Origin of the sequence: Bradyrhizobium sp. Ec3.3 (assembly GCF_000472925.1) — a bacterium.
Taxonomy (GTDB): domain Bacteria; phylum Pseudomonadota; class Alphaproteobacteria; order Rhizobiales; family Xanthobacteraceae; genus Bradyrhizobium.
On sequence record NZ_KI421480.1, the window covers coordinates 82,801 to 102,919 of the forward strand.

The 20,119-nt window shown below is 65.4% G+C and carries 16 protein-coding genes; 10 read left to right on the forward strand and 6 right to left on the reverse strand.

Annotated elements, in window-relative coordinates:
* Nucleotides 1-34: 34 nt before the first annotated feature.
* Nucleotides 35-1,150 (reverse strand): M48 family metallopeptidase, encoded by a 1,116-nt coding sequence (locus YUU_RS0149375; protein WP_035665528.1) that lies wholly within the window; start codon nt 1,148-1,150, stop codon nt 35-37.
* Between the two features lie 3 nt (nt 1,151-1,153).
* Entirely contained in the window at nt 1,154-2,287 is a 1,134-nt protein-coding gene (locus YUU_RS0149380) for a YjgN family protein (RefSeq protein WP_035665549.1), read from the reverse strand.
* A gap of 298 nt (nt 2,288-2,585) precedes the next feature.
* On the opposite strand from YUU_RS0149380, the gene YUU_RS0149385 reads away from it, so the two are divergent.
* Entirely contained in the window at nt 2,586-3,845 is a 1,260-nt protein-coding gene (locus YUU_RS0149385; RefSeq protein ID WP_027528731.1) for a cytochrome P450, read from the forward strand.
* A 25-nt stretch (nt 3,846-3,870) separates the two neighbouring features.
* On the forward strand, nt 3,871-5,145 hold the full coding sequence (locus tag YUU_RS0149390; protein WP_027528732.1) for a cytochrome P450: 1,275 nt from the start codon (nt 3,871-3,873) through the stop codon (nt 5,143-5,145).
* Between the two features lie 222 nt (nt 5,146-5,367).
* On the opposite strand, the gene YUU_RS0149395 is transcribed toward YUU_RS0149390, so the two are convergent.
* Nucleotides 5,368-6,288, reverse strand: coding sequence for a LysR substrate-binding domain-containing protein (locus YUU_RS0149395; RefSeq protein ID WP_027528733.1), 921 nt, complete (start codon nt 6,286-6,288; stop codon nt 5,368-5,370).
* A gap of 125 nt (nt 6,289-6,413) precedes the next feature.
* On the opposite strand from YUU_RS0149395, the gene YUU_RS0149400 reads away from it, so the two are divergent.
* The 4 genes from YUU_RS0149400 to mdlC all read left to right on the forward strand — a co-directional run bounded on the left by YUU_RS0149400 (nt 6,414) and on the right by mdlC (nt 11,322).
* Nucleotides 6,414-7,583 (forward strand): acyl-CoA dehydrogenase family protein, encoded by a 1,170-nt coding sequence (locus tag YUU_RS0149400; protein ID WP_027528734.1) that lies wholly within the window; start codon nt 6,414-6,416, stop codon nt 7,581-7,583.
* Between the two features lie 9 nt (nt 7,584-7,592).
* Nucleotides 7,593-8,696, forward strand: coding sequence for a CaiB/BaiF CoA-transferase family protein (locus YUU_RS0149405; protein WP_027528735.1), 1,104 nt, complete (start codon nt 7,593-7,595; stop codon nt 8,694-8,696).
* Nucleotides 8,697-8,711: 15 nt separating this feature from the next.
* Nucleotides 8,712-9,563 (forward strand): MaoC family dehydratase N-terminal domain-containing protein, encoded by an 852-nt coding sequence (locus YUU_RS0149410; RefSeq protein WP_027528736.1) that lies wholly within the window; start codon nt 8,712-8,714, stop codon nt 9,561-9,563.
* A 139-nt stretch (nt 9,564-9,702) separates the two neighbouring features.
* Nucleotides 9,703-11,322: a benzoylformate decarboxylase gene (mdlC, locus tag YUU_RS0149415; protein ID WP_027528737.1), complete on the forward strand. Its 1,620-nt coding sequence runs from the start codon at nt 9,703-9,705 to the stop codon at nt 11,320-11,322.
* 278 nt (nt 11,323-11,600) lie between these two features.
* On the opposite strand, the gene YUU_RS0149420 is transcribed toward mdlC, so the two are convergent.
* Nucleotides 11,601-12,395: an SDR family oxidoreductase gene (locus YUU_RS0149420; protein ID WP_027528738.1), complete on the reverse strand. Its 795-nt coding sequence runs from the start codon at nt 12,393-12,395 to the stop codon at nt 11,601-11,603.
* A gap of 43 nt (nt 12,396-12,438) precedes the next feature.
* Entirely contained in the window at nt 12,439-13,134 is a 696-nt protein-coding gene (locus tag YUU_RS0149425; protein WP_027528739.1) for a hemolysin III family protein, read from the reverse strand.
* Between the two features lie 183 nt (nt 13,135-13,317).
* On the opposite strand from YUU_RS0149425, the gene YUU_RS0149430 reads away from it, so the two are divergent.
* Together YUU_RS0149430 and YUU_RS0149435 are read left to right on the forward strand one after the other, a co-directional pair.
* Nucleotides 13,318-14,787, forward strand: coding sequence for a YcjX family protein (locus tag YUU_RS0149430; protein WP_027528740.1), 1,470 nt, complete (start codon nt 13,318-13,320; stop codon nt 14,785-14,787).
* A complete protein-coding gene (locus YUU_RS0149435) occupies nt 14,784-15,812 on the forward strand; it encodes a YcjF family protein (RefSeq protein ID WP_027528741.1) in 1,029 nt (342 codons plus the stop codon). Before YUU_RS0149430 ends, YUU_RS0149435 begins: the two co-directional genes overlap by 4 nt.
* 199 nt (nt 15,813-16,011) lie before the next feature.
* Here YUU_RS0149435 and YUU_RS0149440 read toward each other — a convergent pair whose 3' ends face one another.
* Nucleotides 16,012-17,583 (reverse strand): glycosyltransferase family 39 protein, encoded by a 1,572-nt coding sequence (locus YUU_RS0149440; protein ID WP_027528742.1) that lies wholly within the window; start codon nt 17,581-17,583, stop codon nt 16,012-16,014.
* A 231-nt stretch (nt 17,584-17,814) separates the two neighbouring features.
* On the opposite strand from YUU_RS0149440, the gene YUU_RS0149445 reads away from it, so the two are divergent.
* Together YUU_RS0149445 and YUU_RS54835 are read left to right on the forward strand one after the other, a co-directional pair.
* A complete protein-coding gene (locus YUU_RS0149445; protein ID WP_027528743.1) occupies nt 17,815-19,545 on the forward strand; it encodes an adenylate/guanylate cyclase domain-containing protein in 1,731 nt (576 codons plus the stop codon).
* A 140-nt stretch (nt 19,546-19,685) separates the two neighbouring features.
* Nucleotides 19,686-20,119 (forward strand): molybdopterin-dependent oxidoreductase (locus YUU_RS54835; protein WP_035665552.1); only part of this gene is annotated, 434 nt, incomplete at its 3' end.

Below are 20,119 nucleotides of genomic sequence, written 5' to 3' on the forward strand. Positions count from 1 at the left end.
TTTCTTGCACGCAGGGCGGTAGCGACGTCGGCGCTCAGACCTTCCCGGCCCCGCCACAAATCCCCTTCAGCGCCACCCACTCTTCCGTCGTCAGCAGCGGCTGGCCGCTGGCGGGGCGGTCCTCCTTCGTCATGCGAGCGAGGCGGTCTTCGGTCAGAGGGTGGCTGGCGAGAATCGTAAAGCCGCTTCCACCTTCTTTGCCGGTGATGCGGAACATCAATTCGGCCGCGGGTTTTGGCGAGCGGCCGAGCGCGTGCATCAGGTCGATTGCAAACGTGTCGGCGGCTGTCTCGGCCTCGCGCGAATAGGAGGCTTCGACCACGCTGCGCGAGGCGAAAATCACGGCGCTTGAGCCGGTGACGTCACCGAACAAGAGCCCGATCAGGAACGAGGTGCCGCCGTTGTAGATAATACCGCGCATGTTGTCGTGGTGCCTGAGATGGCCGAGCTCGTGCGCGAGCACGCCGGCGATCTCGTCGACATTCTCGGCCTTGTTGAGCAGCCCGTTCAGCAAATAGACCTTGCCGCCGGGCAGCGCGAAGGCGTTGGGCAACGTGGTCGGCAGCACCGCCGACTTCACGGTGTCATCGAGGCCGGCTGCGTCACGCAGCCGCTTCATGAGCTTTGTGAACGCCGCCTGCCCCGCCGGGTTGTCGCACATGCGGCCACCGAAAGCGGCCTTGACCTGCACCTCGGCGGCATCGCCGATCCGCCGCTCCAGCGGCTCCGGCACGAGCGGCGCAAGCCGGTCGGCCGCGAGCGGCACGCCGAAGTGGATGACCGCGAGAATCGAGACCGCCGCGGCCACCGACCAGCCGACGATCTTTGCGACGCCGCTGCGGCCCGCCTGGTGCTCGTCGAGCCGCGGGCAGCGCGCGGCGATCTCGCGCGCAAGCGGCGTCTCGCGCAGCTCGAGCCGTGCCAGAGGCGGCGCGGAGATGCAGGACAGGCGCAAGACGCCGGGCGGACTGTCGGCGCGGCGGATCTCGGCATAGGCCCAGCGCGTCGGCGTTTCGCCGTCTTCGCGGATCTCGAGCTGGTCTTCGAAGCCGAGCGTGACCTTGCGGCGCCGGCTCGAGACGCCGTCGAAATAAACGGCCGGCGTGCCGGCGTCCTGCGCAATTTCGACCTGTTCGGACAATTCGCTCACGACCTAGAAGCCCGCAACGTCGAGCCCGTCGGCAAAGCCCTCGCCCAGCGCGCTGGCGAGTTCGCCACTGGCCTTGACGTTCGCAGCCGCCTCGATGCCGTGCACATGCGTCGTCTCAAGCACCTTCACCCAGAGGTCCCGCTGGAGACAGACGCGGATCACGACGTTGAATGCAAGGGCCGTGGCAAGATAGCCGACCGCCATCGGCGCCAGCAGTGGAACGCTCGTGCCTGCGGTCGGTCCGAGCAGCTGATCGATCTCCAGGCCGGTGACCCTCATGACCAGCGCGGTGCATCCGGCGGCCCAGGATCCGAACAGCGCGATCAACAGCAGAGACCAGCCGACCACCTTCCAATACAGGCCGTAGAACGCGTCGTGCGGCAGTTTCGAGGAGAGGCTCACGCCACCGATGCGGATGCCCGCCAGCCACCAGCGCCATTCACGCGCCTTGAACTCGGCATAGACGAAAGGCGCAAGCAGCGGGATGGCAATCGCGAACGGGGTCAACAGCCACAGCCACCAGCCGCGCTTGAAAAACTCCCAGCCGGTCCCTTCGAAATCGCCGGAGAGGTCACCATAGTGGGAATGCCGCATCTTGTAGCGCTCGAGCGAGGCCTCGCGCCACGGCAAGGCAAGCCCGAGCGTCAAGTACACGAGCAGGCCCCAGAGCATGGCGCGGAGCGAATAGGCCCAGCCCGAGCCGTCCATCCAGAAACGCACGCCGCGCCACACCGTGCGGGTCAGGCGATAACGCCGCGCGCGGAAAATCGCGAACTGGCCGAAGGCGTAAAAGGTGATGAACAGCGGCGTCGAGGCAAAACCCTGCCAGCGCTCGAACTCGATGCCGACGAGAAAATAGGCGAGATAGATCGGCACCAGGATCGCGAGCGCAAACAGGAAGCCGATCAGGAGCTCCTTAGCCCGCCCGGTATATTCGGCGGCATCGCCGTCGACCGAGGTGTTCGACCAGAGATGCCGGCGGATGTCGGTGACGAGCCAGAAGCGGTAGAAGCCGAAGGTGACGAGCTCGAGCCCCGCACCCCTGGTGACCATCCGACGAAACTCGCCGCGGTGACCGGTGAAGTCGATCTGCGCCGGCGGCAACGGCGGCGGCACGGGCGGCGGAAAGGCGGTCATCTGATTCACGGCGATCAATCCAGGGTGTGCGGACCCGACACGATATAGGGCAGAGATTAGTCGGTCCCCAAGAAGGGGCGGTTCGATTTTCGCGCGGTTTCGGTTGGTTTCTCCGATACTTCCCGATCCGTTAACGTGCTCCAGATCACGCTCACGCGCAGGCAGTCTGCGCGCTCACAAATCCGGATGTGGCAAAACTCGCCCTTGCCCCGACGCACGCAACGGGTTGTAATTGCGGGACAAATGCCGCAGCGCAGAATTCAACAAAAACGCGCCCGGCTGCAAGGGAGAGCAGGTCATGCATGGGACCATCGAGGGCACGCGCGAGGACTTGCATGAGCGCGCCGCATCGCTGCCGCTCGAGCAGTTCGACCCCGGCCATCCCGAACTGTTCAGGACCGATGCGTTCTGGCCCTATTTCGATCGCCTGCGCCGCGAAGACCCCGTACATTATTGCAAGGACTCGATGTTCGGCCCGTACTGGTCGGTGACGAGGTACAACGACATCATGGAGATCGAGACCAACCATTCGGTGTTCTCCTCGGCTTCGTCCCTCGGCGGCATCACCATCCGCGACATCGATCCCGATTTGCGCCGCGAGAGCTTCATCGCCATGGACCCGCCGCGCCACGCCGCCCAGCGCAAGACGGTGGCGCCGATGTTCACGCCGACGCATCTGGACGAGCTCGCACTCAACATCCGCAATCGCTCGGCCGAGTGCCTGGACAACCTGCCTAAAGGTGAGGAATTCGACTGGGTCGACCGCGTCTCGATCGAGCTCACCACGCAGATGCTCGCGGTGCTGTTCGATTTCCCCTGGGAAGACCGCCGCAAGCTGACGCGCTGGTCGGATGTCGCGACCACCATTCCCGGCTCCGGCGGCCTCGTCACCACCGAGGACCAGCGGCAGGCCGAGCTGATGGAATGCGCGACCTACTTTTCGCGGCTGTGGAAGGAGCGCATCGCGCAGCCGCCGAGGAGCGATCTGCTCTCGATGCTGGCGCATGGCGCGGCAACGCGTGACATGGACGCCAAGAACTTCCTGGGCAACCTGATCCTGCTGATCGTCGGCGGCAACGACACCACCCGCAACACCATGTCCGGCTCGATCTACGCGCTCAGCCAGCATCCTGAGCAGTACCGGAAGCTGCGCGAAAACCCCGCGCTGCTCGACAGCTTCGTGCCTGAGGTGATCCGCTGGCAGACGCCGCTCGCCCATATGCGCCGCACGGCGCTCGCCGATTTCGAGTTTCGCGGCAAGCAAATCAAGAAGGGTGACAAGGTCGTGATGTGGTACGTCTCTGGTAACCGCGACGAGGAGGTGATCGAACGGCCCTACGAATTCATCATTGACCGCGCCCGGCCGCGCACGCATCTCTCCTTCGGCTTCGGCATCCACCGCTGCGTGGGCCTCAGGCTTGCCGAGCTGCAATTGAAGATCATTTGGGAAGAGATTTTGAAGCGCTTCGATCATATCGACGTGCTCGGTGAACCCAAGCGGGTGTATTCGAGTTTCGTGAAGGGTTACGAGACGCTCCCGGTCAGGATTGCGGCGTGATTCGCGAAAACTGGAGCCACCAACCATGAACATCCAAACTCCGGTCAGGACCGATAAGGCCGAACGCATGCGCAGGGCGCGCGAGGAGGCCTATGCGACCCCATTGAAGGATTACCATCCGGGCGCGCCGCGGCTGTTCCAGGACGACACGCTGTGGCCGTGGTTCGAGCGGCTGCGCAAGGAAGAGCCGGTGCACTACTGCACTAACGCGCCGATCGAGCCGTACTGGTCGGTCGTCAAATACAACGACATCATGCATGTCGACACCAATCACGGCATCTTCTCCTCCGACTCGACGCTCGGCGGCATCTCGATCCGCGACGTGCCGGCCGGTTACGACTGGCCGAGCTTCATCGCGATGGACCAGCCGCAGCACTCGGCGCAGCGCAAGACGGTGTCGCCGATGTTCACGCCGACGCATCTGGACGAGCTGGCGAAGTTGATCCGCCAGCGCTCGCAGACCGTGCTGGACAATTTGCCGCGCAACGAGACCTTCAATTTCGTCGAGCGCGTCTCGATCGAGCTGACGACGCAGATGCTGGCCACCCTGTTCGACTTCCCCTGGGAGGAGCGGCGCAAGCTGACACGCTGGTCGGACGTCTCCACGGCACTGCCCAAGAGCGGCATCGTCGCATCCGCCGAAGAGCGGCGGAAGGAGATGGACGAGTGCTACGCCTACATGTCCAAGCTGTGGAACGAGCGCGTCAATTCCGCGCCGCGCAACGACCTGTTGTCGCTGATGGCCCATAACGACGCCACGCGCTACATGGACCCCGACAACCTCATGGGCAACATCATCCTGCTCATCGTCGGCGGCAACGACACCACGCGCAACACCATGACCGGCTCGGTGCTGGCGCTGAACGAGAACCCCGAGCAGTACGACAAGCTCCGCGCCAATCCGGCGCTGATCGATTCCATGGTGCCGGAGGTGATCCGCTGGCAGACTCCGCTTGCGCATATGCGGCGCACGGCGCTGCAGGACACCGAGATCGGCGGCAAGGAAATCAGGAAGGGTGACCGCGTCGTGATGTGGTACGTCTCCGGCAATCGCGACGAGGAGATGTTCGAGAAGCCGAACGACTTCATCATCGACCGGCCGCGGCCGCGCACACATCTGTCCTTCGGCTTCGGCATCCACCGCTGCGTCGGCATGCGGCTTGCGGAGCTTCAGCTCAGGATCGTCTGGGAGGAGATGCTCAAACGCTTCGACCGCATCGAGGTGGTCGGCGAGCCCCGGCGGATCTATTCGAGCTTCATCAAGGGGTATGAGACGCTGCCGGTAAGGATTCCGGGGTGAGAGAGGGTTCCCGCTGTAACCACAGCGGCAATGACGGAGAAGATGCCCCGGCGCCTCGTCCAACTTGCATTGCGAGATCAGTGGCGGCAGCCCGGCTATAAAATTCCGGCATGACAGGTCGCACAAGATGCGAAGTGAGGACCGGGCGCTTCCGTTCTAAATCCCCATGAGGTTTCGGACGGAGCGATCGGTGCGTTCCGCGCCTGCGGAGAGCGAGGACGGTCAGCTCAATTTGATGTCCCAGACGCCGTCCTTACGGCAGGCGGCCACTTCCTCGCGCAGGAGCGCGGTGACGGCAACGGTCGCCGTCGAGACGGGGCGGTCGATCGGAGAGGCAACAATGAGCTCGCGCGTCATCGGCTTCGAGACGACGGCGGTTTCCAGCCGCCCGTCTGCGACCTCGCCGTGCACCGACGAAGGCGGTAGCAGGGCGAAGCCGAGGCCCTCCTCCACGAGGCTCGTGAGCACGCGAAACGAATCCGCCTCGAGCTGGACGTTGAGCTTGATCTTGCGCTGGGCGGCCGCGTGCTCGATCAGCGCCCGGAGCCCGTGCGAATGACTGGGCAGCACCAACCGCTGCCTGAGCAGCCAGCCGATCTCGACGCTCTTCTTGCGGGCGAGTCCGCAGCCGCGCGGGCCGACCGCGACGATGTTGTCACGGCCGAGGCTCTGCACGGTGAGGTGCAGATCGGCCGAGCGGCCGTAGAGGATCGCAAGATCCATCTCGCCGCGATGCAGCCATTCGACGAGATGGCCGCTGTAGCTTTCGACGATGCGCAGCGTGATGCCCGGATAGGTCTCGACGCAGCGGCGGGCGAAGCGCGCCGACAGCACGCAGCTCACGGTAGGAACCAGGCCGAGCACGACGTGGCCCGAGAGCGGGCCCTGCGCCGACTGGATGTCGTCGCGGATCTGGTCGATCTGGCGGACGATGCCGGAGGTGCGCGCGAGCAGCAGGCGGCCGGCCTCGGTCAGCACCATGCCGCGGCCGTTGCGCGTGAACAGTTCAGTGCGCAGCTCGTGTTCCAGAAGCTTGATCTGCCGGCTCAGCGCCGGCTGCGCGACCCGCAGCGTATCGCTCGCCTTGGAGAGGCTACCGAGCTCGGCGACGCAACTGAAGGTCCTGAGCTGACGGAAATCCATGCTTGCCAATCTTTGAATGCTACTCCATACGCTATAGCAAATGAGCATAGGGGGTTGGCGTTGTCCAGACAACGCCGGAGGATCGTCCTGCGTTATCCTCTCGAACGAACCCAACGGGAAACGCCATGACCCAACAAGAACAACATAACGACGATCACGCCGATATCCGCGAAGCCGTCGCAAAACTCTGCGCGCAGTTTCCCGGCGAATACTGGCGCAAGCTCGATCGCGAGATGGCCTATCCAAAAACCTTCGTCGATGCGCTCACCGAGGCAGGCTACCTCTCGGTGCTGATCCCCGAGGAATATGGCGGCGCAGGGCTGAAGCTGTCGGCGGCGGCCGCGATCCTCGAGGAGATCCAGCGCGCCGGCTGCAACGGCGGCGGCTGCCACGCCCAGATGTACACCATGGGCACCGTGCTCCGGCACGGCAGCGACGCGCAGAAAGCGAAGTATCTGCCCAAGGTCGCGACCGGCGAATTGCGCCTGCAGGCCTTCGGCGTCACCGAACCGACCAGCGGCACCGATACCTCCTCGCTCAAGACCTTCGCGCGTCGCGAGGGCGACCACTACGTCGTCAACGGCCAGAAGATCTGGACCAGCCGCGCCGAGCATTCCGACCTGATGATCCTGCTCGCGCGCACCACGCCGAAGGAGAAGGCCAAGAAGCGCACTGACGGCCTCTCGGTCTTCATCGTCGACATGCGCGAGGCCAGGGGCAAGGGCCTCGAGATCCGCCCGATCCGCACCATGATGAACCACGCCACCACCGAAGTGTTCTTTACGGACATGAAGGTGCCGGCGGAAAACCTGATCGGCGAGGAAGGCAAAGGCTTTCGCTATATCCTCTCCGGCATGAATGCCGAGCGCATCCTGATTGCCGCCGAATGCGTCGGTGACGCCAAGTGGTTCATTGCGAAGGCGTCGAACTACGCCAAGGAGCGCGCGGTGTTCGGCCGGCCGATCGGCCAGAACCAGGGCATCCAGTTCCCGATCGCAAAAGCCTACGCCTCGATGCGCGCGGCTGAATTGATGGTGAAGGAGGCGACGCGCAAATACGAGGCCGGGCTCGACTGCGGCGCGGAGGCCAACATGGCGAAAATGCTGGCGGCGGATGCGTCCTGGGAAGCGGCGAACGCCTGCATCCAGACCCATGGCGGCTTCGGCTTCGCCGAGGAGTACGACGTCGAGCGAAAATTCCGCGAGACGCGGCTCTATCAGGTCGCGCCGATCTCGACCAACCTCGTGCTGTCCTTCATCGCCGAGCATGTGCTCGGCATGCCCCGCTCTTACTGAGGTCTTGCCATGGGAGCACTTGACGGGATCAGGGTGATTGCGGTCGAGCAGGCCGTCGCAGCGCCGTTCTGCTCGTCGCGGCTTGCAGACGCCGGCGCCGAGGTGATCAAGATCGAGCGTCCCGAGGGCGATTTCGCCCGCGGCTATGACGCGGCGGCCAAAGGGCAGAGCAGCTACTTCGTCTGGCTCAACCGCGGCAAGCAATCGGCCGTGGTCGATCTTGCAACCAAGGAAGGCCGCACCGAGCTCGAAAAGCTGATCGCGAGCGCCGACGTGCTGATCCAGAACCTCAAGCCCGGCTCGATGGACAAGCTCGGCTTTTCGCGCGAGCGATTGCTGCGCGACTATCCGAAGCTGATCTCCTGCACCATCACCGGCTACGGCGACGAGGGCCCCTACGCGCATCGCAAGGCCTACGACCTGCTGATCCAGGCCGAGAGTGGCCTTGCCTCGATCACCGGAAATCCCGACGGCGCCTCGCGCGTCGGCATGTCGATCGTCGACGTCGCGACCGGCGCCACCGCCCATGCGGCGATCCTGGAGGCGCTGATCGCGCGCGGGCGCACCGGCAAGGGCGCCGACATCCGCATCTCCATGTTCGACGTGATGGCGGACTGGTGCACCGTCCCGCTGCTCAATGCGGAAGCCGGCAATCCGCCCAAGCGCATGGGCCTGCGCCATCCCTCGATCGCACCCTACGGCGTGTTCACCTCAAAAGACGGCAAGGACATTTTGATCTCGATCCAGAGCGAGCGTGAGTGGAAGACGCTGTGCGCGGAGGTGCTGGACCAGCCGAGCCTACCCGCCGATCCGCGCGTCGCCAACATGGTCGAGCGCGTGCGCAATCGCGATTTTACCGACAAGACGGTCGCACACAGCTTCGCGAAGATGACCCGTGACGAGCTGTTGAAGCGGCTGTCGGATGCCGACATCGCTTTCGCCGAGGTCAACACCATGGCTGACCTGGCGACCCATCCGCATCTGCGCCGCATCGAGGTCGATACGCCGAACGGCCGCGTCAGCTATCCCGCACCGGCGCCGATCATCGTCGGCGAGACGCGCAGCTACGGCGCTGTGCCCGCCATCGGCGAGCGGCCCGGACAGAAGAAGTAACAAGAGCGAGGCGTCATGACCGAGAAGCTCGACATCGATCATTTGCGGCAATGGATCGGCCGCACCCAGGAGGCCACCGACACCGTCACCGCGCAGCTCGTCAAGGGCCTGCGCGCAACGCTGTTCCAGGAGGTCGGCGAGCCCAGATCCGGCGATGCCGCGCCGTTCACGGTGCATTGGTGCCTGGCGCAGCCGGTGTTTCCGATGTCGATGCTCGGCCCCGACGGCCACCCCACCCGCGGCGGCTTCCTGCCGCCGGTGCCGCTGCCGCGCCGGATGTGGGCTGGCGGCGAGATCGAATTTCTCGAGCCATTGCGCGTCGGCGATGACTCGACCCGGACCTCGCGCATCGCCGACGTTACGGTGAAGACCGGCTCGACCGGCACGCTGTGCTTCGTCGCGGTCGAGCACACCATTACCTCCCCGCGCGGGGTCGCGATCCGCGAGCGGCAGGACATCGTCTATCGCGCGATGACAAGCAGCCAGCCCGGCGGCGCGAAGGCCCCGCCTCCGCCGCCCAAGGCGCAGCACCGCGAGACGCATGTCTCCGATCCCGTGCTGCTGTTCCGCTACTCCGCACTGACCTTCAACGGCCACCGCATCCACTACGACCGCGACTACGTCACCAAGGTCGAGGGCTATCCGGGCCTGATCTTCCATGGGCCATTGCAGGCAGCGCTGATCATCGAGATGGCGGCGAAGATGCGGGGCGGCAAGGCGCCGAAGAAATTCAGCTATCGCGGCGTACAGCCGCTGTTCGAGGGGACGGAGTTCTCCGTCAACGCGAATGACACCGACGCCGGCCTCGAGCTGTGGACGGCGAATGCGGAAGGACAGCCGACGATGAAGGGAACGGCGGTGTGGTGATACACTCTCCTCGTCATTGGGAGGAGCGCACCGACGAAGCAATCCAGACTATCACAGCGGTAGCAGTCTGGATTGCTTCGCTTCGCTCGCAATGACGAGCGGGGCTGGGAGCTTCAATAAACAACAAGGGACGGAAACAGTGGCGAAGAACGGAAAATCCGGCAGCAAATCCGTCTCCGTCAAGGAGGCAACGCTCGACCTGTTGCGCGGCTTCGGCATCAGGCGCGTGTTCGGCAATCCCGGCTCGACCGAGTTGCCGTTCCTCAGCGACTGGCCCGACGATATCGACTATGTGCTGGCGCTCCAGGAAGCCTCCGCCGTCGGCATGGCCGACGGCTACGCGCAGGCAACGCGCAACGCCGGCTTCGTCAATCTGCATTCGGCGGCCGGCGTCGGCAACGCGCTCGGCAACATCTACACCGCGCATCGCAACCAGACGCCGCTCGTGATCACCGCGGGCCAGCAGGCGCGCTCGATCCTGCCGTTGCAGGCGTTCCTCTATGCCGAGCGCGCGTCCGAATTCCCGCGGCCCTACGTCAAATACAGCGTCGAGCCGGCGCGCGCGGAAGACGTGCCGGCCGCGATCGCGCGCGCCTATCACACCGCGATGCAGCCTCCCTGCGGGCCCACCTTCGTCTCGATCCCGATCGACGACTGGACCCATGCGACGACGCCGGTCGAAGCGCGCAAGGTCAGCCGCGAACTCGGGCCCGAGCCGGAGGCGATGAGGGCGCTGGTCGCCGCGCTCAATTCGAGCAAGCACCCTGCCCTCGTCGTCGGCCCCGGCGTCGACCGCGCCGGCGCCGTCGATCGGATGGTACGCGTCGCGGAGAAGGCGAAGGCGAGCGTCTGGGTGAGCCCGTTCTCGGCGCGCTGCTCGTTTCCGGAGCGCCATCCGCAGTTTGCGGGCTTTCTGCATGCCTCGCCCGGCCAGCTCTCGGATGCGCTGCGCGCGCACGATCTCGTCGTCGTGATCGGCGCGCCGGTCTTCACCTTCCATGTCGAAGGCCACGCGTCGATCTTCGACGGGGGCACGCAGATATTCCAGATCACCGACGATCCGGATGCCGCCGCCGTGACGCCGGTCGGCGCCAGCATCGTCGCGACCATGAAGCCGGCGCTGAGCGCGCTGCTCGACCTGCTGCCGGAGAGCAAGCGCGCGACGCCAAAGGGCCGCACACTTCCACCAGCGCCAAAAGCGGCCGATCCGCTGCCGGTCGAGTTCCTTCTGCACTCGCTGTCCGAAGCGATGCCGGAGGGCAGCTCGTTGGTCGAGGAAGTACCCTCGCACCGGCCCGCGATGCAAAAGTTCATGCCGATGCGCGGCCAGGACAGCTTTTACACGATGTCGAGCGGCGGGCTCGGCTACTCACTGCCCGCCTCCGTCGGCATGGCGCTCGGCAAACCGACGAGCCGCACGGTGTGCCTGATCGGTGACGGCTCGGCGATGTATTCGATCCAGGCGCTATGGACTGCCGCGCAGCGCAAGCTGCCGCTCACCGCCGTCGTCATCAATAATTCCGGCTACGGCGCCATGCGCTCGTTCAGCCAGGTCATGCAGGTGCGCAACGTGCCGGGGCTGGAATTGCCCGGCATCGATTTCGTCAAGCTCGCCGAAGGCATGGGCTGCGACGCGATGCGGGTGACGAAGGCGGCGGAGCTTGGGGATGCGCTCAAGCGCGCTCTCACGTCCAACGGCACGAGCCTCGTCGAGGTCGTCGTGGACTCGGCGGTGCCGCTGCTGTACGCGAAGAATTAGGCTGCGTTTAACCCATCATCATTGCGAGGAGCGAAGCGACGAAGCAATCCAGAGTGCCACCGCGGAAGCAGTCTGGATTGCTTCGCTGCGCTCGCAATGACGAGATTGTTGAAACGGCTCGCCAGATTCTCGGTGTCATCGCCCGCCTTGTGCGCAATTGCGCACTGGAGCGGGCGATCCAGTATTCCAGAGGCCGTGACGAATACGGAAAAGCCGCGGCGTACTGGATGCCCCGCTTTCGCGGGGCATGACGGCGTCAGTTGCGGCTGCGCATCCCCCTACTTCCCGAATTCCTCCCGCATCTTGGCCTGGATCTTGGCCATGCCGCCGATCCAGCGGTCGTAGTCCTCGGTCTTCTTGCGCATGTAGCCGAGCACCTGCGCGTGCGGCAGAATCAGGAACGTCTCCTGCGCAATGCCGGCGAGCGCGTCTTTCGCGACCTGCTCGGGCGAGAGGTCGCCGTCGCCACTTTGCGGCCCCTTCGGGATCGCGCGCAGCATGTTGGTATCGACGCCCTGCGGGCAGAGGATCGAGACGCGAATGTTGTGCGCCTTGTGCGAGATCGCGAGGTTTTCGGCAAAGCCCACCGCTGCATGCTTCGTCGTCGAATAAGCGGGGCTGCCGACCTGCGAGAGCAGGCCCGCGGCCGAGATCGTGTTGAGGAAATAGCCGCCGCCGCGGGCTTTCATGCGCGGGACGAGGTGCCGCGCCGCGTACACGTGGGCCATGACGTGGATCGCCCAGCTCCGCTGCCAGGGCTCATCCGACGAGCCGCCGGCGTTTACTGATAAGGGATCGAAGCCGCCGCCGATGCCGGCGTTGGAGCAGAACAGCTCGATCGGGCCGAACTGCCGCTCCGTTTCGTAGATGACATGGGCGATGTCCTTTTCCTGGGCGACGTCGCATTTGAAGGCGGCGCCGTTCACGGTGGCCGCCACTGCGCGCGCGCCGGCGGCCTCCATATCCGCGACCACGACCTTGGCCGCGCCTGCCTGATGAAACACCTCGCACAGCGCCTTGCCGATGCCATTGGCGCCGCCGGTGACGACCACGACTTTGCCGGTCACCTGCATCCGACGTCTCCTCTTATGCCGCTTATACCGCTTCTGTTCGCGCTCAGCTCAGGACGAGATCGAGCACCGCGGTATAATGGCACGCCGCGCCGGCCAAGACAAAGCCGTGCCAGATCGCGTTCTGGAAACGCAGGCGCCGCCAGGCGTGGAAGATCACCCCGAGGGAATAGAGCGCGCCGCCCGCGACCACGAACCACAGCGCCATGGTCGGCAGCGCCTTGACCACGGCGTCGTAGAGCATCAGGCCGCTCCAGCCCATGGCGAGGTAAATACCGACGGCGACGCGGTCGAACCGGCCGGGCCAGCCGAGCTTGAGCACGATGCCGAGGATCGCCACGCACCAGACACCGACGAGCAGCGCCAGCGCGAAGGTGCTGTCCTTTAGTTCCAGGATGAACGGGGTGTAGGTCGCAGCGATGAGGAGATAGATCGCCGAGTGGTCGAAACGCCGCAATATCCATTTGGCCGGCGACACCGGCCACAGATTATAGGTCGCCGACAGCACCAGCATCGAGAGCAGGCCGGCGACGTAGATCGAGACGCCGACGATGTCGACCGCGCTGGCATTGACCGCTGCCAGCACCACCAGAACGGACGCCGCGACGATGCCCGTCAGCACGCCGATGGCATGGATGACGCCGTCGGCGATCAGCTCGGCACGGTCATAGTCCCAGCCGATGACGTCGGCTGCGGCATGGACGGAGGTCGACGCGAGTTCTTTCAGTCTAAAAACGGTCATGGCAGTCCGAAGGCGACGCTGTGGCACTCTTATGTGGGTCTTTCGTGGTCGGCGAGGCGTTCAAAGGCTGGTTCACCCGAAAACGCGGTGGAAGTATGAAGCTTGATTTTCCTCAAGCAGTTGCCACTTTTGTGACTAGTCCAATCTGCCTATTCCGCCGGCACGAGATCCCTCGCCTCCCCCATGGCATTCAGCTTCCAGGATATGGTCGAAGAGGCGCGCCTGTCGGCCCGGGCGCTGCTCGATTATGGCGAGCACTTCTTCAATCCGACCGTCCGGCTCGGCGTCACCGGCCTGTCGCGGGCCGGTAAAACCGTGTTCATCACCGCGCTGATCCATGCGCTGACGCGCGGCGGCCGCTTTCCGGTGTTCGAGGCCTTTGCCTCCGGCCGCATCGCACGTGCAAAACTCGCGCCGCAGCCAGACGATGCCGTGCCGCGCTTCGACTACGAAAACCATCTGCGCGCGCTGACCGAGGACCGGCACTGGCCGAACTCCACCGTCGACATCAGCGAGCTCCGCCTCGTCATCGACTACCAGCGCCAGAACGGCGCGGACCGTAACCTGACGCTTGATATCGTCGACTATCCCGGCGAGTGGCTGCTCGATCTGCCGCTGCTGCAAAAGAGCTACGAGCAATGGTCGGCGGAGAGTCTGGCGCTGTCGCGCGCGGCGCCGCGGGCGCATCCGGCGGCCGACTGGCACGCGCATCTGGCAACGCTCGAGCCCGAGGCAGCCGAGGACGAGCAGGCAACGCTGACCTCCGCAAGGCTGTTCACCGAATACTTGCGCGCCTGCCGCGACGAGCGCTTTGCCATGAGCCTGTTGCCGCCCGGCCGCTTCCTGATGCCCGGCAGTCTCGCCGGCTCGCCGGCGCTGACCTTTGCACCGCTTGATGTGCCCACGGGCGGACAGGCGCCGGAGGGATCGCTGTGGGCGATGATGGTACGCCGCTACGAGGCCTACAAGGACGTCGTGGTGCGCCCCTTCTTTCGCGACCACTTTGCCCGGCTCGACCGCCAGATCGTGCTGGCCGATGCGCTCGCCGCGTTCAACTCCGGCCCCGAAGCGCTGCATGACCTCGAAGCCGCGCTCGCCGGCATTCTGGATTGCTTCCGGATCGGACGCAGCACCTTCATCTCCAGCCTGTTCCGCCCGCGCATAGATCGCATCCTGTTCGCGGCGACCAAGGCCGATCATTTGCATCACTCCAGTCACGACCGTCTCGAGGCCGTGTTGCGGCGCGCGGTGTCGCGGGCTGTCGCGCGTGCTGAAAGCACCGGCGCAGAGATCGATGTGGTGGCGCTCGCCGCCGTCCGCGCGACGCGCGAGGCGCAGGTTGCGCGCGGACGCGACAGACTGCCATCCATTCTCGGCACGCCCACCGCGGGCGAAAGCGCCAATGGCGAACTTTTCGACGGCAGTACTGAAGTGGCGACTTTCCCTGGCGATCTGCCTGCCGACCCGGAAGCGCTGTTCAACGGCGCCGAATCATTCCGCGGGCTTTCGACTGCCGCTGCTGAGACGAGCGACTTCCGTTTCCTGCGCTTCCGCCCGCCAAAGCTCGAGCGCGAGGGGGCTGAGGAGCCGACGCTGCCTCACATCCGCCTTGACCGTGCCTTGCAGTTCCTGATCGGAGACAGGTTGGAATGAACGAGCGACACGAGCAGCGGCGGCCCGCGACGTTCCGCCTGGATGACCCGGGCGTCGTCGTGACCGAAGCCGATGAGCCCGGACGACTCAGCCGCGCCGCGATCCAGATCACGCCGGAGCCCGATCCCTTGGCGCTGCCCGTGCCGGTCGAGACGCCGGTCGTGGTGCGGCGCGGCTTCCCCTGGGGCACGCTGTTCTGGTCGGGCCTTGCCGGGCTGACGCTGCTCGGGGTCGGGCTTGGCGTCGTCCATCTGATCGAGGATCTCTTTGCGCGGAGCGAGAGCCTCGGCATCGTCGGTCTCGCTCTCGCCTTCGTCACCACGCTCGCACTCGCTGTCGTGGTCGGACGCGAGGCGTTCGGTCTTGCCCGGCTCGCGACCATCGAGAAGCTGCACCAGCGCGCGACAAGCGTGCTCGCCAGCGACAACCGCGCCGAGAGTCGCGTCATCGTGCAGGATCTGCTGCGCATCGCGCATCAAAACCCAAAGCTCGCACGCGCCCGCTCGACGCTGCAAAACCACGCCGGTGAGATCATCGACGGCGCCGACATGATCCGCCTCGCCGAGCGCGAGCTGATGACGCCGCTGGATGCGGAAGCGCGGCGGCTGGTGTCATCGGCCGCGCAGCGGGTTTCGATCGTCACCGCGGTGAGCCCTCGCGCGCTGATCGATGTGCTGTTCGTGTTCGTGGCCTCGCTGCGCCTGATCCGCCAGCTCGCGCGGCTCTATGGCGGCCGCCCCGGTGCGCTTGGCATGATCCGGCTCTTGCGCCACGTCATCGCCCACCTCGCCATCACCGGCGGCATGGCCGCGAGCGACAGCCTGGTGCAGCAGATGCTCGGCCACGGGATAGCAGCAAAACTGTCGCAACGCCTCGGCGAAGGCGTGCTCAACGGACTATTGACGGCGCGGCTTGGCCTCGCCGCCATCGACGTCACGCGCCCGTTGCCGTTCGCAGCACTGCCGCAGCCGAAGCTGTCGGATCTTGCGACGGATCTGCTGCGGAAAAAGGAAGACGAGGAGTAGCGCTTCGCGCCACGCGCACGCTGCACCCTCTCCCCTTGTGGGAGAGGGTGGCTCGCCGCGCAGCGGCGAGACGGGTGAGGGGTCTTTCTCCGCGAGTGCATCTCTCACGACTTGAATTCGCGGAAAGAGACCCCTCATCCGGCGCTTCGCGCCACCTTCTCCCGCAAGGGGAGAAGGGAAGAGGCCGTCGCGTCCCTAACTATGCGAGTGCGCGTCTTTCGCATTCGCCCGCCAGCACACGCCACTGGAACAGCGGCGAGTCCTTTGGCGGAGAGAGCTCAGGCGTCCAGCCGGTGAGCTTCTCCAGCGCGTAGGTGTCCATGACGAGGCCGCGCCAGCGGCGGTCGACCTGTTCGAGCGGCTCGCGAGTGACCGGCAATGCATTCCACAGCGGCAGATGATTGTCGGGCTCGCGTCCGACATAGAGGCCGGCATGCCCACTGATGCGGTCCATGCCGGGATCACGAAAATCCTGGAAGCGGCCGCGTTCGTTGATCTCGATGACCGGCACGCGGCCACGGAACAGCCAGCGCAGCATGGCGTAGGTGCGATAGTCGGTCGTCGCGATCCAGGTCGCCCCGGTCTTGTCGAGTTGCGCTTGCGCGCGCGCAGTGACCTGCTCATAGCCGGCCTCGGCGCCGATCGGATCAATCCTGCCGAGGAGATTCCAGGGCGCCACGACGTAGTAGAGAAACACCACGACGACGAAGGCGATGCCGGTCGTGACGGCCGTATCGGCCCAGAAGTTTGCCGATCGGATCATCCGCTCGGACCAGCCCTCGCGCTGCAAGCTCGCGAGATTGATGGCGGCAGCGGCGAACCCGACCGGCCACATGAACATCGGCCAGGTGTCACCGACCCGCAAGGTGAGCGATTTCCAGAGGAAGTAGAGGAACGGCACCAGCACCGCGGTCGAAAGCAGGATAGCGACCGGCTCGCGCGTGCGGTAGCCGCGCCACGCCGTCAGCGTCAGGCCGGATAGCACCACCGGCAGCATGACGAAGCCGACGAGGCCGAATTGCAGGCCGATATAATCGCCGATGGTGCGCAAGGAGACGCCGTAATTGGCGGTCGCGCGCACGCCCTGGAAGCGGAACGAGGCCCAGTCGTGCTGCGCGTTCCAGATCAGGACCGGCGAGAACACGCCAATCGCAATCAGCATGGCGAGATAGGGATAGGGGCTGCGCAGCCAGCGCCAGCGCCAATCCGGCACCAGCACGAACGCGATCACGGCGGGCAGGAACATGATGGCGGTGAACTTGGACAGCAGCGAGAGCCCCGCGAACAATCCGGCCGCGAGCCACCAGCGGCCGTCGCCGCTCTCTGTCAGCCGCACCAGCGACCAGAACATCGCGACCGCGACGGGGATCATCGCGACGTCAGGTGCGACCTTGGACATCAGCAGCCCGTAATAGAGCGCCGCCTCCGGCATCAAGAGCGCGAACACGATCGCGCGAACGTCATGCGTCATGCGTCGCACGATATCGGCGAGCAGGCACTGCGTGACGAACATCGCCACGATGCCGCCGAAGCGGACGCCGAGCTGGGTGTCGCCGAAGATCGCGGTGCCGAAGCGGATCAGCCAGGCGATGCCGGGGGGATGGTCGAGGAAGCTGAGCGCAGCTTCCCTCGACCAGGTCCAGTAATAGGCCTCGTCGGTGCGCAGCTCGAGCATCGAGGCATAGACGATGCGCAAAGCCGTCATTGCCGCGATCACCAGCGCGGCGATGATGAGGTGCCGGCGCGCGGCGCCGTCGGGCTTTGCTGTCATGTCGGGGGCTGTCGTCACGGGCGCGCTTTTCCCCGACTTGGGAGGGGGAGTCAATGCGGGGGACACGGCGCCTCATTCTCCCCTGTCGTCCCGGGCTCGCGAAGCGCAGATCCGGGACGACGACCGAGACAATGCAGCCCCATGCCGCGCAAGTGATCGGGCGAGCTGTTCTCGGCTGGAATTAAACTCTACGATGGCTGATCTACATGACGAGCTGATACAAACCGAATCATGGCGACCGTTCTTGCACGATTTTCCGAACTGTTCCGCGGCACCGGCGTTCGCCAGGTGCGACTGGTCTGCGGCGTCATCCTGTTTAGCTATGTGGTCAGCCATTTCCTCAACCATGCGCTCGGCAATATCTCCGTCGAGGCGATGCAGGCCGGCGTCTACTACCATGTCCTGTTCTGGCAGTTCCTGCCGGTCGCGATCCTGTTCTACACCGCGGCACTGGTGCATGCCGGGCTCGGCGTCTTCGCGCTCTATCAGCGCCGCCAGTTCCGCTGGAAGACGGTCGAGCCGCTCCAGCTCGTGCTGGGCCTCAGCATCCCAGCGCTGGTGATGGCGCATCTGATCGGCGTGCGGCTCGCCCACACGCTGTATGGACATGAAAAGCTCTATCCGCAGGAGCTCTACCTGTTCTTCGTCGCGTCCTCCACCCGGCTGTGGCAGATGACGATCCTGCTCATCGTCGCCTGGGTCCATGGCTGCATCGGGCTCTATTTCTGGCTGCGTATGAAGCCGTTCTTCCAGCGCGCCGCGCCCTGGCTGCTCTCCGCGGCCGTGCTGATCCCGACGCTGGCGATGCTCGGCATCTATCAGGGCGGACGCAGCGTCGCCGCCGACAGCGACGATGCGGACTGGCGCGCGGCCAATCTCACCCAGCGCCAGGTCGGCACCGTCGCGCAAGACCGCACGCTCAACCGCATCACCGGCGGGCTGACGTTCGGCTATCTCGGCCTGCTCGGCATCGTGCTGCTCGCGCGCGGCGTGCGGGGCTTGCGCGAGCGGCGCGGCGGCATGATCGCGCTGTCCTACGGCAACGGCAAGACGGTGCGCGTGCCGAAGGGCCTATCCGTGCTCGAGGCAAGCCTGCGCCACAACGTGCCGCACGCCAGCGTCTGCGGCGGCCGCGCGCGCTGCTCGACCTGCCGCATCCGCGTGATCGGCGATCACGGCATCCTCCCGGAGCCGTCGCAGCGCGAAGCCTTCGTGCTTGCGCGCGTCGGCACCACCGATCCCTCGATTCGCCTCGCCTGCCAGCTGCGGCCGACCTGCGATCTCTCCTTCTTCCAATTGTTCACGCCGCACACCGCGGCGAGCATGGAAGGTTCAGGGCCGGCGCGGATTGGCCAGGAGCGCTATCTCGTCAGCCTGTTCGTGGACATGCGCGGCTCGACCCAGCTCGCCGAGAAGCGTCTGCCCTTCGATACCGTCTTCATCGTCAACCGTTTCTTAGGAGCGGTCTCGCAGGCGGTAATCGAGAATGGCGGCCAGCCGAACCAGTTCGTCGGCGACGGCATGCTGGCGCTGTTTGGCCTCGCGGCCAATCCGCAAACCGCCTGCCGCCAGGCACTGCGCGCGGCAGGCAGCATTGCCAAGCATGTCGACGAGCTCAATGAGCTCTTGAGCCATGACCTGCGCGATCCGATCCGCTTCGGCATCGGCATTCACGGCGGCGAAGTGATCATCGGCGACATCGGCTATCGCGATCACATCGTGTTCACCGCGCTCGGCGACGCCGTCAACGTCGCGGCGCGTTTGCAGGACATGACCAAGGCGCTCGCTTGCGAAGCCATCGCCTCCGACGAAGTTCGCCGCACTGCGGGCCTTGCCGAGGACGCACTGCCGCAGCAGGAGGTCGCGATCCGCGGCCGCGACGAGCCGATGACCGTGCGCGTTATCGCCGATGCCAGGCAGCTCGGCGGCCTGGTCAACCGCGACGAGCGCGCGGCGGCCTGACGCCGCGCATTCATGCTGCGATGCAGCGTCGTGGTCACGCTGCGAAAGCACGAATTGACTTCGCACCCGCCGATGCGACAGATGATCGCGAGGCCAGCGGTGATGACCGCGACTCGACCGAAATGCTCCGGAGGGAGACGATGATCGACAGACGCGACCTGCTCAAGGGAGCGGGACTTGCCGCAGTGGCGGCCACACTGAGCTCGACCAAGGCGCTGGCGCTGGACACCGTCACGCTGCCCTTCGCCAATGGCGAGCGGCCGCTGGTGAAATATCCGCAGAAGCGGCCGATGATCGGCCTGACCAGCCGGCCTCCGCAGCTCGAGACGCCATTCGCGATCTTCAACGACGGCCCGCTCACGCCGAACAACGCGTTCTTCGTCCGCTATCATCTCTCCGACCTGCCCTACAATCTCGATCCCGACAAGTTCACGCTCGAGGTCAAGGGCAAGGTCGACAAGCCGCTCAAGCTGTCACTGAAGGACATCCGCAAGATGAAGGCGGCTGAGATCGTCGCCGTCAATCAGTGCTCGGGCAACAGCCGCGGCTTCTCCGATCCGCGCGTCGCCGGCGG

Bases quoted from the DNA above. Each gene is read 5' to 3' on its own strand.
- YUU_RS0149380 (WP_035665549.1), bottom strand. From the start codon at position 2,287: ATGACCGCCTTTCCGCCGCCCGTGCCGCCGCCGTTGCCGCCGGCGCAG.
- YUU_RS0149385 (WP_027528731.1), top strand. From the start codon at position 2,586: ATGCATGGGACCATCGAGGGCACGCGCGAGGACTTGCATGAGCGCGCC.
- YUU_RS0149390 (WP_027528732.1), top strand. From the start codon at position 3,871: ATGAACATCCAAACTCCGGTCAGGACCGATAAGGCCGAACGCATGCGC.
- YUU_RS0149395 (WP_027528733.1), bottom strand. From the start codon at position 6,288: ATGGATTTCCGTCAGCTCAGGACCTTCAGTTGCGTCGCCGAGCTCGGT.
- YUU_RS0149400 (WP_027528734.1), top strand. From the start codon at position 6,414: ATGACCCAACAAGAACAACATAACGACGATCACGCCGATATCCGCGAA.
- YUU_RS0149405 (WP_027528735.1), top strand. From the start codon at position 7,593: ATGGGAGCACTTGACGGGATCAGGGTGATTGCGGTCGAGCAGGCCGTC.
- YUU_RS0149410 (WP_027528736.1), top strand. From the start codon at position 8,712: ATGACCGAGAAGCTCGACATCGATCATTTGCGGCAATGGATCGGCCGC.
- YUU_RS0149420 (WP_027528738.1), bottom strand. From the start codon at position 12,395: ATGCAGGTGACCGGCAAAGTCGTGGTCGTCACCGGCGGCGCCAATGGC.
- YUU_RS0149425 (WP_027528739.1), bottom strand. From the start codon at position 13,134: ATGACCGTTTTTAGACTGAAAGAACTCGCGTCGACCTCCGTCCATGCC.
- YUU_RS0149430 (WP_027528740.1), top strand. From the start codon at position 13,318: ATGGCATTCAGCTTCCAGGATATGGTCGAAGAGGCGCGCCTGTCGGCC.
- YUU_RS0149435 (WP_027528741.1), top strand. From the start codon at position 14,784: ATGAACGAGCGACACGAGCAGCGGCGGCCCGCGACGTTCCGCCTGGAT.
- YUU_RS0149440 (WP_027528742.1), bottom strand. From the start codon at position 17,583: ATGACAGCAAAGCCCGACGGCGCCGCGCGCCGGCACCTCATCATCGCC.
- YUU_RS0149445 (WP_027528743.1), top strand. From the start codon at position 17,815: ATGGCGACCGTTCTTGCACGATTTTCCGAACTGTTCCGCGGCACCGGC.